General features: G+C 61.5%; 11 protein-coding genes and 1 riboswitch. Of the genes, 10 read left to right on the plus strand and 1 reads right to left on the minus strand.

What is annotated here, in order from left to right:
• Window positions 1-19: 19 nt before the first annotated feature.
• The 9 genes from FW796_RS08105 to astE all read left to right on the plus strand — a co-directional run bounded on the left by FW796_RS08105 (window position 20) and on the right by astE (window position 10,054).
• Complete coding sequence (locus FW796_RS08105; RefSeq protein WP_011062773.1) at window positions 20-784, plus strand: ABC transporter ATP-binding protein; 765 nt, start codon at window positions 20-22, stop codon at window positions 782-784.
• A 112-nt stretch (window positions 785-896) separates the two neighbouring features.
• Window positions 897-1,877, plus strand: coding sequence for a transcriptional regulator ArgR (argR, locus tag FW796_RS08110; protein WP_102860681.1), 981 nt, complete (start codon window positions 897-899; stop codon window positions 1,875-1,877).
• Between the two features lie 370 nt (window positions 1,878-2,247).
• Window positions 2,248-3,468 (plus strand): aspartate aminotransferase family protein, encoded by a 1,221-nt coding sequence (locus tag FW796_RS08115; protein ID WP_446439226.1) that lies wholly within the window; start codon window positions 2,248-2,250, stop codon window positions 3,466-3,468.
• Between the two features lie 132 nt (window positions 3,469-3,600).
• Window positions 3,601-4,620, plus strand: a complete 1,020-nt coding sequence (aruF, locus tag FW796_RS08120; RefSeq protein ID WP_346632335.1) for an arginine/ornithine succinyltransferase subunit alpha — start codon at window positions 3,601-3,603, stop codon at window positions 4,618-4,620.
• Between the two features lie 85 nt (window positions 4,621-4,705).
• A complete protein-coding gene (gene astA / locus FW796_RS08125; RefSeq protein ID WP_402885479.1) occupies window positions 4,706-5,731 on the plus strand; it encodes an arginine N-succinyltransferase in 1,026 nt (341 codons plus the stop codon).
• Window positions 5,728-7,197 carry a succinylglutamate-semialdehyde dehydrogenase gene (gene astD, locus FW796_RS08130; protein ID WP_346632567.1) on the plus strand — a complete coding sequence of 490 codons (1,470 nt, stop codon included), beginning with the start codon at window positions 5,728-5,730 and terminating at the stop codon, window positions 7,195-7,197. Before astA ends, astD begins: the two co-directional genes overlap by 4 nt.
• 143 nt (window positions 7,198-7,340) lie before the next feature.
• Window positions 7,341-8,687: an N-succinylarginine dihydrolase gene (astB, locus tag FW796_RS08135; RefSeq protein WP_346632333.1), complete on the plus strand. Its 1,347-nt coding sequence runs from the start codon at window positions 7,341-7,343 to the stop codon at window positions 8,685-8,687.
• 56 nt (window positions 8,688-8,743) lie between these two features.
• Window positions 8,744-9,031 (plus strand): topoisomerase II, encoded by a 288-nt coding sequence (locus FW796_RS08140; protein WP_102860686.1) that lies wholly within the window; start codon window positions 8,744-8,746, stop codon window positions 9,029-9,031.
• Window positions 9,032-9,043: 12 nt separating this feature from the next.
• A complete protein-coding gene (gene astE, locus FW796_RS08145) occupies window positions 9,044-10,054 on the plus strand; it encodes a succinylglutamate desuccinylase (RefSeq protein WP_346632332.1) in 1,011 nt (336 codons plus the stop codon).
• A gap of 67 nt (window positions 10,055-10,121) precedes the next feature.
• Here the strand turns inward: astE and FW796_RS08150 are convergent, their stop codons facing one another.
• Window positions 10,122-10,631, minus strand: coding sequence for a 6,7-dimethyl-8-ribityllumazine synthase (locus tag FW796_RS08150; protein ID WP_102880592.1), 510 nt, complete (start codon window positions 10,629-10,631; stop codon window positions 10,122-10,124).
• A gap of 121 nt (window positions 10,632-10,752) precedes the next feature.
• Window positions 10,753-10,923: riboswitch (FMN riboswitch) on the minus strand.
• A gap of 221 nt (window positions 10,924-11,144) precedes the next feature.
• Here FW796_RS08150 and ltaE point away from each other — a divergent pair.
• A complete protein-coding gene (gene ltaE, locus FW796_RS08155) occupies window positions 11,145-12,149 on the plus strand; it encodes a low-specificity L-threonine aldolase (protein ID WP_404937505.1) in 1,005 nt (334 codons plus the stop codon).
• The last annotated feature ends 136 nt before the right edge of the window (window positions 12,150-12,285 follow it).

Raw genomic sequence — 12,285 nt, forward strand, 5'->3', positions numbered from 1 at the left:
TTTTGTGAGAACCGACCGCATGTACAAACTTGAAGTCCAAGACCTGCATAAGCGCTATGGCAGTCACGAAGTGCTCAAGGGCGTGTCCCTGAAGGCCGCAGCTGGCGATGTGATCAGCATCATCGGCTCCAGTGGCTCGGGCAAAAGTACCTTTTTGCGCTGCATCAACCTGCTCGAGCAGCCCCATGCCGGCAAGATCCTGCTGAACAACGAAGAGTTGAAGCTGGTGGCCAACAAGGACGGCGCGCTGAAGGCTGCCGATCCCAAGCAGCTGCAGCGCATGCGTTCGCGCCTGTCGATGGTGTTCCAGCACTTCAACCTGTGGTCGCACATGACCGCCATTGAAAACATCATGGAAGCACCGGTGCATGTGCTGGGCGTGTCCAAGGCCGAGGCTCGCGAGAAGGCCGAGCATTACCTGGCCAAGGTGGGTGTGGCGCACCGCAAGGATGCCTACCCGGGACACATGTCCGGTGGTGAGCAGCAGCGCGTGGCTATCGCCCGGGCACTGGCCATGGAGCCGGAAGTCATGCTGTTCGACGAGCCGACCTCGGCCCTGGACCCAGAGCTAGTGGGTGACGTGTTGAAGGTCATGCAGGCCCTGGCCCAGGAAGGCCGGACCATGGTGGTGGTGACTCACGAGATGGGCTTTGCCCGTGAAGTCTCCAACCAGTTGGTGTTCCTGCACAAAGGCGTGGTGGAAGAAAGCGGCAACCCGCGGGAAGTGCTGGTGAACCCGCAATCAGAACGTTTGCAACAATTCCTCTCCGGCAGCCTCAAGTAATAGCTGCCGTTATGCACCAAATTAGGTCATGCTGCGCACCGCGCGCCAGATGGTCTAACTTGGTGCTGCCGCCCTTGGCTTCTAACACTGTTTTCGTTTCGGATTGCCCGCCATGACTGCCCATCGAATTGGTTTCCTGATTTGGCCCAGCACTAAAGCCTTGACGCTGGCGCTGGCCGAGGAGGCCTTGCGTGTTGCCCAGCGGGTGCACCCGGACGTGGTTTATGAGCTGGCATTCCTGCAGGCCGAAGCGCCGGTCGAAGGTGCCTGGCAACTGCCGGGGGAGCCTTGGGCGGGCAAGCTTGAAGGTTGTCAGAAGTTGTTCCTGCTGGCCGATGAGCCACCGGCACCGATGAGTTCGACCCTCAGTAGCGCCCTCAAGCAGCTGGTGCGTGCCGGGTGTGTAATTGGGGGGCTGTCCGCCGGGGTTTACCCGCTGGCCCAACTGGGTCTGCTCGATGGTTATCGGGCTGCGGTGCACTGGCGCTGGCAGGATGATTTTGCCGAACGCTTCCCCAAGGTGATTGCCACCAGTCATCTGTTCGATTGGGATCGTGATCGCCTGACGGCCTGTGGCGGCATGTCGGTGCTGGATCTGTTGCTGGCGGTGCTGGCGCGGGATCACGGCGCAGAGCTGGCCGGTGCGGTTTCGGAAGAGCTGGTGGTCGAGCGCATCCGTGAGGGTGGCGAGCGTCAGCGTATTCCGCTGCAGAACCGTCTGGGCTCCAGCCATCCGAAGCTGACTCAGGCAGTGCTGCTGATGGAGGCCAATATCGAAGAGCCATTGACCACCGACGAGATTGCCCAGCATGTCTGTGTGTCTCGACGTCAGTTGGAGCGGATCTTCAAGCAGTACCTGAATCGGGTGCCCAGCCAGTATTACCTGGAACTGCGCCTGAACAAGGCGCGGCAGATGCTGATGCAGACCAGCAAGTCGATTATTCAGATCGGTCTGTCCTGCGGCTTCTCCTCCGGTCCGCACTTCTCCAGCGCCTACCGCAATTTCTTTGGCGCCACCCCCCGTGAAGATCGCAATCAACGGCGCAGCAGCAGCCCGTTCGAACTCTCCTCCGTGCCAGCCGAACGCGGCTGACCCCGTCCTGTAGAAGCCGGCTTGCCGGCGAATCCCCCAGGCAACCCACTCGCGCCACCTTGTTGGCGTAGCGCCGATAACCTTTTCGGGATTTGGGTCTGCTCGCCACGCAGCTATCTGGATAGCTATGTGAATAACTACCTGGGTAATTACCTCGGGCAAATTGCCCGGCAAATCTGCCGCTGAGCCTGCGCGCAGTTTAAACTGCGCCTTTGCGACGCTATTTGTCGCATTGCCATAAACCCGCGTAAAACCGGGGTTGGCGCTATAAGAAGTTGTCGCTTGGCGACAAGGCCGGGCACAAAACTGTCCTTACAATCCCTCCATCGCTCGCCAGTTTCAGGCGGGTGTTCCTCTTCAGGAGACTCCGATGTCCGTTGAGCAAGCTCCGGTGCAACGCGCCGATTTCGACCAGGTGATGGTTCCCAACTACGCACCTGCCGCTTTCATTCCTGTGCGCGGCGCGGGGTCTCGAGTCTGGGATCAGTCGGGACGGGAGCTGATCGACTTCGCCGGCGGCATCGCGGTCAACGTACTGGGCCACGCCCATCCGGCGCTGGTGGGGGCTCTGACCGAGCAGGCCAATAAACTGTGGCATGTGTCCAACGTGTTCACCAACGAGCCGGCTCTGCGTCTGGCCCACAAGCTGATCGACGCCACTTTCGCTGAGCGCGCGTTCTTCTGTAACTCCGGTGCAGAAGCCAACGAGGCCGCCTTCAAGCTGGCCCGGCGTGTGGCTCACGATCGTTTCGGTGCCGAGAAGTACGAAATCATCGCCGCGCTGAACAGCTTCCACGGTCGCACCCTGTTCACCGTGAACGTCGGTGGCCAGTCGAAGTATTCCGACGGCTTCGGTCCGAAAATCACCGGCATCACTCATGTGCCATACAACGACCTGGCAGCCTTGAAGGCGGCGGTTTCCGACAAGACTTGCGCGGTGGTATTGGAGCCGATCCAGGGTGAAGGCGGCGTGCTGCCGGCTGAGCTGGCCTACTTGCAAGGCGCCCGCGAGCTGTGCGACCAGCACAACGCGCTGCTGGTATTCGACGAAGTACAGACCGGCATGGGCCGCAGCGGCGAGTTGTTCGCCTACCAGCATTACGGCGTGACCCCGGACATCCTCACCAGCGCCAAGAGCCTGGGCGGCGGTTTCCCGATCGCGGCGATGCTGACCACCGAAGCGCTAGCCAAGCACCTGGTGGTTGGCACCCACGGCACCACCTACGGCGGTAACCCGCTGGCGTGTGCCGTGGCCGAGGCGGTGATCGATGTGATCAACACCCCCGAGGTGCTCAATGGTGTGAAGGCCAAGCACGACCGCTTCAAGACTCGTCTGCTGCAGATCGGCGAGAAGTACGGCCTGTTCACTGAAGTCCGCGGCCTGGGCCTGTTGCTCGGTTGTGTGCTCAGCGAAGCCTGGAAGGGCAAGGCCAAGGATGTGTTCAACGCCGCCGAGAAAGAAGGCCTGATGATTCTGCAAGCCGGTCCGGACGTGGTGCGCTTTGCTCCGAGCCTGGTGATCGAGGATGCCGATATCGACGCCGGCCTGGACCGCTTCGAGCGCGCCGTAGCGAAACTGACTCAAGCCTGATCCAGGTAGCAGTACTCCTCGGCGTCGGCTTTAGTGGCCGGCGTCGAGCCTAATTCCTGTGCCGGGCTGTCCCGGCATTTTTTTCCCTGAGTCGGACGGTTTCCGACCTGTTTTAGAGTAAGGAGTGACACCATGCTGGTGATGCGCCCCGCGCAAATGGCTGATCTGGGCGAGGTACAGCGTCTGGCTGCAGACAGCCCGATTGGTGTCACCTCCTTGCCCGATGATGTGGATCGCCTGAGCGACAAGATCGCTGCAAGTGAGGCTTCGTTCGCGGCTGAAGTAAGTTTCAACGGTGAAGAAAGCTACTTCTTCGTCCTTGAGGACACCGACAGCGGCAAGCTGGTGGGTTGTTCGGCCATCGTCGCTTCTGCCGGCTATTCCGAGCCGTTCTACAGCTTTCGCAACGAAACCTTCGTTCATGCGTCCCGCGAGCTGAAGATCCACAACAAGATTCACGTCCTGTCCCAGTGCCACGACCTGACCGGCAACAGCCTGTTGACCAGTTTCTATGTGGTGCCGGAACTGGTGGGGTCGCCCTGGTCGGAGCTCAACTCCCGGGGCCGCCTGCTGTTTGTCGCCAGCCATCCGGAGCGTTTCGCCGATTCGGTGGTGACCGAGATCGTCGGCTACAGCGATGAGCACGGCGATTCGCCGTTCTGGGACGCCATCGGGCGTAACTTCTTCGACCTCAACTATGCCGAGGCCGAGCGCCTGTGCGGCCTGAAGAGCCGGACCTTCCTTGCCGAACTGATGCCCCATTACCCGATCTATGTGCCGCTGCTGCCGGACGCCGCCCAGGAAGCCATGGGCCAGGTGCACCCGCGGGCGCAGATCACCTTTGACATCCTGATGCGCGAAGGTTTTGAAACCGATCACTACATCGACATCTTCGACGGTGGTCCTACCTTGCATGCACGGGTTTCGGGGATTCGCTCCATTGCCCAGAGCCGAGTGGTACCGGTGAAGATTGGCGAGGCGCTCAAGGGCGGCGGTCGCCAGTACTTGGTGTCCAACGGTCAGTTGCAGGATTACCGCGCCGTGTTGCTGGAGCTGGATTACGCCCCGGGCAAACCGGTGACCCTGGATCTGCAAACGGCCGAAGCCCTGGGCGTCGGCGAAGGTGCCAGCGTGCGCCTGGTGGCGGTTTAACCCCTGCTTTCACGACCTGGAAAGCATGCCTAGAAAGCAGCGAGTTTCGCGCAGGCCGCCAGCGGCCTGTGTTTGAGGAGATAGCATGATCGTTCGTCCCGTACGCAGCAGCGATTTACCCGCGCTGATCGACCTGGCCCGCAGCACCGGCACCGGCCTCACCACCTTGCCGGCCAACGAAGAGCGCCTGACCCACAGGGTTGGCTGGGCGGAAAAGACCTTTCGCGGCGAAGCCGGACGCGGCGATGCGGACTACCTGTTCGTGCTGGAAGACGACAATGGCCGAGTGGTGGGGATTTCCGCCATTGCCGGTGCCGTCGGCTTGCGTGAGCCCTGGTACAACTTTCGGGTCGGCCTGACGGTCAGCGCCTCCCAGGAGCTGAATATCTACCGTGAGATTCCCACGCTGTTCCTGGCCAACGACCTGACCGGCAACTCCGAGCTGTGCTCTTTGTTCCTTCACGCCGATTACCGCACCGGCCTCAATGGCCGCATGCTGGCCAAGGCGCGGATGCTGTTCATCGCCGAATTCCCGCAACTGTTCGGCAACAAGATCATTGCCGAGATGCGCGGCATGTCCGATGAGAATGGCCGCTCGCCGTTCTGGGAAAGCCTGGGCCGTCACTTCTTCAAGATGGAGTTCAGCCAGGCCGACTACCTGACCGGGGTCGGCAACAAGGCGTTCATCGCCGAGCTGATGCCCAAGTTCCCGCTCTACACCTGCTTCCTGTCCGAGGATGCACGCAATGTGATTGGCAAGGTCCACACCGACACCGAGCCGGCCCTGGCCATGCTCAAGAGCGAGGGCTTCAGCTACCAGGGCTATGTCGACATCTTCGACGCCGGCCCGGCGGTGGAGTGCGAGACCAGCAAGATCCGCGCGGTGCGTGACAGCCAGGCACTGGTGCTGGCCATCGGCACCCCGGGCGACGACGCCACGCCGTTCCTGATCCACAACCGTAAACGCGAGGACTGCCGCATCACTGCGGCGCCTGCACGCTTCGCTGCGGGCACCCTGGTGGTCGATCCACTGACCGCCAAGCGCCTGCAACTCAACGCCGGCGACCAGGTCCGCGCGGTTCCGCTGTCTGCTTCTCGGGAGTCGAAATAATGAGCACGCTGTACATTGCCGGCCAATGGCTGGCTGGCCAGGGCGAAGCCTTCACCTCGGTCAATCCGGTGACCCAGGCGGTTATCTGGTCCGGTAACGGCGCCACTGCCGCGCAAGTGGAAAGCGCCGTGCAGGCGGCTCGCCAGGCGTTTCCAGCCTGGGCCAAGCGTTCGCTGGAAGAGCGCATCAGTGTGCTGGAGGCGTTTGCCGCCAGCTTGAAGGCGCGTGCCGACGAACTGGCTCGCTGCATCGGTGAGGAAACCGGTAAGCCCCTGTGGGAAGCTGCCACCGAAGTGACCAGCATGGTCAACAAGATTGCTATCTCGGTGCAGAGCTACCGCGAGCGTACCGGCGAGAAGAGCGGCCCGTTGGGCGATGCCACGGCGGTGCTGCGGCACAAGCCCCACGGCGTGGTGGCGGTGTTCGGCCCTTACAACTTCCCCGGGCATCTGCCTAACGGGCACATCGTTCCTGCGCTGCTGGCGGGCAACAGCGTGCTGTTCAAACCGAGCGAGCTGACGCCGAAAGTGGCCGAGCTGACGGTCCAGTGCTGGATCGAAGCCGGTCTTCCGGCGGGCGTCCTCAACCTGTTGCAAGGCGCCCGGGAAACCGGTATCGCCCTGGCCGCCAACCCAGGTATCGATGGCCTGTTTTTCACCGGCTCCAGCCGCACCGGCAATCATCTGCACCAGCAGTTCGCTGGGCGTCCGGACAAGATCCTGGCTCTGGAAATGGGCGGCAACAACCCGCTGGTGGTGGATCAGGTCGCCGACCTGGATGCAGCGGTCTACACCATTATTCAGTCGGCCTTCATCTCTGCCGGTCAGCGCTGCACTTGTGCTCGCCGCTTGCTGGTGCCGCAAGGGGCCTGGGGTGATGCCTTGCTGGCGCGCCTGGTGGCGGTCAGCGCGACCATCGATGTGGGTGGCTACGATCAACAGCCTGCGCCCTTCATGGGGTCGGTGATCTCCCTTGGCGCCGCCCGTGCGCTGATGGACGCGCAACAACAGTTGCTGGCCAATGGCGCCGTAGCCTTGCTGGAAATGACTCAACCCCAGGCTCAGGCTGCCTTGCTGACCCCGGGCATCCTGGATGTCACGGCGGTGGCTGAGCGTCCTGATGAAGAGCTGTTCGGACCTTTGCTGCAAGTGATCCGCTACGCTGATTTCGATGGGGCCATTGCCGAGGCCAACAACACTCAGTACGGCCTGGCTGCCGGTCTGTTGTCGGATTCTGCCGAGCGTTACCAGCAGTTCTGGCTGGAGAGCCGTGCCGGGATCGTCAACTGGAACAAACAGCTGACCGGTGCCGCCAGCAGCGCGCCTTTTGGTGGCGTCGGGGCTTCGGGCAACCATCGGGCCAGTGCCTATTACGCGGCGGATTACTGCGCGTATCCGGTGGCTTCCCTGGAAACCCCGAGCCTGGTGCTGCCGAGCGCGTTGACGCCGGGTGTGCGCTTGTCCTGATTCGAGAGGCCTTTATGGTCTCTTCGCCCGCCAGCTGGCTCCTGCAGATCTGTGTAGGAGCCGGCTGGCCGGCGAACGAGCGCGAAACGCTCGCCCTGTGTTGAACCGATGCCTATAACAAACAGATTCGTGGAGCCTCGCTGATGAAATCCTATGAAGTCAATTTTGACGGTCTAGTGGGGCCGACCCATAACTACGGCGGTTTGTCCTACGGTAACGTCGCCTCCCAGAGCAACAGCCAGCAGGGCTCCAATCCCAAGGAAGCGGCGCTGCAAGGCCTGGCGAAAATGAAAGCACTGATGGAAATGGGCTTTCAGCAAGGCGTGCTCGCTCCGCAAGAGCGGCCCGATGTCGCGGCCTTGCGCAACCTGGGTTTTGCCGGGACCGATGCGCAAGTCATTCAGCAAGCCGCCAAGCAGGCGATGCCGTTGTTGGTGGCCAGTTGCTCCGCTTCGAGCATGTGGGTGGCCAATGCCGCCACGGTGAGCCCAAGCGCCGACACGGCTGACGGTCGTGTGCACTTCACCGCCGCCAACCTCAACTGCAAGTACCATCGCAGCATCGAGCACCCGACCACCAGTCGCGTGCTGGGGGCGATGTTCGCCGACCAGAAACATTTCGCCCATCACGCGGCGTTGCCGGCGGTGGCGCAGTTCGGTGATGAAGGCGCGGCCAATCACACCCGTTTCTGCCGTGATTACGGCCAGGCCGGTGTCGAGTTCTTCGTCTTCGGTCGCAGCGCCTTCGACAACCGCTACCCGGCACCGCAGAAGTACCCGGCGCGTCAGACCCTGGAAGCCTCGCAAGCCGTGGCGCGTCTGCATGGCCTGAGCGAGGAGGGTGTGGTCTATGCCCAACAGAATCCTTCGGTGATCGACCAGGGCGTGTTCCACAACGACGTGATCGCCGTTGGCAATGGCGAGGTGCTGTTCTATCACGAGGATGCCTTCCTCGAGACCGAGAAGATGCTCGCTGAACTGCAGGGCAAACTGGGCAAGCGCGGCGGCAACTTCCAGTCGATCTGTGTACCGCGTTCGCAGGTGACGGTGGAAGATGCGGTGCGCTCCTACCTGTTCAACAGCCAACTGCTGTCCCGTGCCGATGGTTCGATGCTGCTGATCGTGCCGGAAGAGTGCCGCAGCAACGAGCGGGTCTGGCAGTACCTGCAAAGCCTCACCAGCTCGGGTGGCCTGATCCGTGAAGTGAAGGTTTTCGATCTCAAGCAGAGCATGCAGAACGGCGGTGGCCCGGCTTGTCTGCGTCTGCGGGTGGCTCTTAATGAAACCGAGCTGGCGGCAGTCAATCCTGGGGTTATCATGACCGCGCCGTTGTACGACACCCTGACCCAATGGGTCGGCAAGCACTACCGCGACCGCCTCAGTGAAAGTGATCTGGCGGACCCGCAGCTGTTGCTTGAATGCCGGACGGCACTGGATGAACTGACGCAAATCCTTAAACTGGGCGCGGTTTATCCCTTCCAGATCAATTGAAAGCCCGCGCCCGGCTGATCCGGGCGCTCCGCTTCACCCCAGATGAGAACGACCCCATGAGCGATACCCTGCAACTGATCCTTGAAGACACCGACGGCACCCAACTGCAAACCTCCTGCACCCGCTTCGCGGTGCTGTGGCAGGGCAAGGAAGTGTGGATCCAGCAGGACGGCCGTGGCCAATTGCTGATCGGCGTGGACGTGGAAGAGGGCGATGCCGAATACGCCAGCCTGCTGCTGCGTCCGCTGGCCACCAACCTGGTCAGCCTGCAACTGGAAATGGAACCGGCCGACGCTGGTGAAGATGATCACGTGCATGGCCCTGACTGCGGTCACGCTCACTAAGGAAGCCGCTTTATGCTCGCCCTCGGCAAACTGCTTGAACTGACCCTCGCCGGCCGTGAACCGGCAGAGAAGACTCAACTGACTGTCGACGGCGTGCGCATGCGCTGGCTGAGCGAGGGCGCCCTGGAAGTACGGCCGCCCGAAGCTCGGGATAACGGTCTGGACCTGTTGTTGTCCGCCGGTATCCACGGCAACGAGACGGCTCCCATCGAGCTGCTCGACCGTTTGTTGCATGACATTGCCCGGGGCGACTTGAAGCCCAGGGCCCGCATTCTGTTCCTGTTCGGCAACCCCGAGGCCATGCGCCGTGGCGAGCGATTCGTCGAGCAGGACGTCAATCGGCTGTTCAACGGCCGGCATGAGTTGAGCAGTGGTTTCGAAGCCCTGCGGGCTTGCGAGCTGGAGCGTCTGGCGGCAAGTTTCTTCAATCTGCCGGATCGCGAACGCCTGCACTACGATCTGCACACGGCGATTCGTGGTTCGAAGATCGAGCAGTTTGCCCTCTATCCGTGGAAGGACGGGCGCCGGCATTCGCGCCGTGAACTGTCGCGCCTGCGGGCCGCCGGCATGGAGGCGGTGCTGCTGCAAAACAAGCCTTCCATCGTCTTCAGTGCCTACACCTACGATCAACTGGGGGCCGAGTCCTTCACGCTGGAACTGGGCAAGGCGCGGCCATTCGGGCAGAACCAGGGCGTCAATGTCGAGCGCCTGGAAACCCGTCTCAAGCACATCATCGAAGGCACCGAGCCTGGAGCGGAGCAGGACAGTCTCGACGGTTTGCAACTGTTCAGCGTGGCGCGGGAAATCATCAAGCACAGCGACAGCTTCCACCTGCATTTGCCGGCGGACGTCGAGAACTTTTCCGAGTTGGAAGTGGGTTACCTGCTGGCCGAGGATATCGCCCAGACCCGTTGGGTCATCGAGGAAGAGGGCGCGCGGATCATTTTTCCCAACCCTAAGGTCAAGAACGGCCTGCGTGCAGGGATTCTGATTGTGCCGACCACGGCTGACGGCCTGGCCTGAGGTTCGCCGGCAGGCCGACTCCTGAACAACTCTGTAGGAGCGGGCTTGCCGGCGATGCTCTTATCGCTTAAACGGCAACCGCACGCTGCTCATTGCGGCGCAGGGCCCGAACCTTCTGCAGGGTATCGGCGCAGGTCTTCGCTGCTTCCTGACCCTTGTGCACGAAGTGCTCGAAGAAGAACTTCTGATGCTCTTCACCCGCATGGAAATGATGCGGGGTCAGCACCACGGAGAACACTGGCACTTCGGTTTCCAACTGCACCTGCATCAGGCCGCTGATTACCGACTGGGCGACGAACTCATGACGGTAGATGCCGCCGTCCACTACCAGGCCCGCGGCGACGATGCCGGTGTAGCGACCGGACTTGGCCAGCAGTTTGGCGTGCAGAGGAATCTCGAAGGCGCCGCCGACTTCGAAGAAGTCGATATCGCTTTCCTGATAACCCTGGGCGAGCATTTCCGCGACGAAACCCTGGCGGCTCTGATCGACGATTTCCTTGTGCCAGCAGGCCTGGATAAAGGCGACGCGCTCGTTGGGGTGGTGTTTGCTTTTGCTATCGATTGCGGTGGGTTGCATCTGTTTTGACTCCTGTTTGTATGAAAAACAGGGCGTATATGAATCGAATGGGATTTAAGGGTGCGCGCAGAACGGCCGTGGATTTCCCACAAGCTGTCCGACAACGGCCCTTTGGCGCCAATCCCGTTCTCTCTTCATCCGGACTATGACCGTCGGCCCCGGAATCACACCGGGTCTGCTGACCTTGTCGTCACCTGTGGCCTTGCCACGGGCATCGCCAAGCGCTCGCGGGCTATGCACATTGCGCGCAATTACCGCCGGTGGGGAATTACACCCCGCCCTGAGAACGATTGCCCGCGAGTTTTTCGCGGGCGGTGAGTTTTTAACACAGATTTGGCGGGGAAGCATTGCGTCTTTTGGATAATGTTCATCGGATTTTTCACCCTGTGGCGCAAGGTTTTCTACAGTTGCTGCTTGATTAATCGTCCGTGGGGCCGCAGTAATTCGTTTCGAAAGGGAATTCCCCCTGTTTAGCGCGGACCTTGCGGTCCCCCGTAGCCGGAGCCAGATGTGATGAGCGTGATCGATCTTCGTAGTGACACCGTGACCCAGCCGACCCCGGGCATGCTCGAGGCCATGGCTTGCGCCCGTACCGGAGACGATGTCTACGGCGAAGACCCGACGGTCAATCAGCTGGAGGCGGAACTGGCACAACGCTTGGGATTCGCCGCTGCCCTGTTTGTACCTTCCGGCACCATGAGCAATCTGCTGGCCTTGATGGCCCACTGCGAGCGAGGCGATGAGTACATCGTCGGCCAGCAGGCCCATACCTATAAATATGAAGGGGGTGGCGCCGCGGTGCTGGGATCGATCCAGCCTCAGCCGCTGGAGCTTCAGGCCGACGGTTCCCTGGACCTGGATCAGGTGGCGGCCGCGATCAAGCCCGATGACTTTCATTTTGCCCGCACGCGCTTGCTGGCCCTGGAAAACACCATGCAGGGCAAGGTGCTTCCCCTGGCTTACCTGGCCCAGGCTCGGGCTTTTACCCGTAAGCGGGGGTTGGCCCTGCACCTGGATGGTGCACGGCTGTATAACGCGGCGGTGAAGCTGGGGGTGGATGCCCGGGTGATCACCGAACACTTCGATTCAGTATCGGTGTGCCTGTCCAAGGGCCTCGGTGCGCCAGTGGGCTCGGTGTTGTGCGGCTCCCGTGAGCTGATCGACAAGGCGCGGCGCCTGCGCAAGATGGTCGGCGGTGGCATGCGCCAGGCCGGTGGGCTGGCAGCAGCGGGGCTGTATGCCCTGGAGTATCAGGTACAGCGTCTGGCGGATGACCATGCCAATGCGCAGTTGCTGGCACAGGGGCTGAGCCAGGCGGGCTTCAGTGTCGAACCGGTGCAGACCAATATGGTGTATGTGCAGATGGGGGAACGGGCGGAAGCCCTCAAGGCGTTCGCCGCCGAGCGAGGGATCTGCCTCAGCGCCGCGTCACGGCTGCGCCTGGTAACCCATTTGAATGTCAGTTCCGGGCAAATCGAACAAGTGGTGAGCACTTTTGCCGAGTTTTCCCGTAACTGACAGTGTTCTCCGTCCAATTGACTGTTTGTATCGTACAAACACGCTGTACCAAGTGATTAACGCCGATATAATGCGGCCCTTTGCCGTCGTTTCGTCTGTTGACGTTGCGCACAGGCCTTTGGCCGCAGTCTCCGTG

It is taken from the genome of Pseudomonas sp. 910_21 (assembly GCF_052850735.1).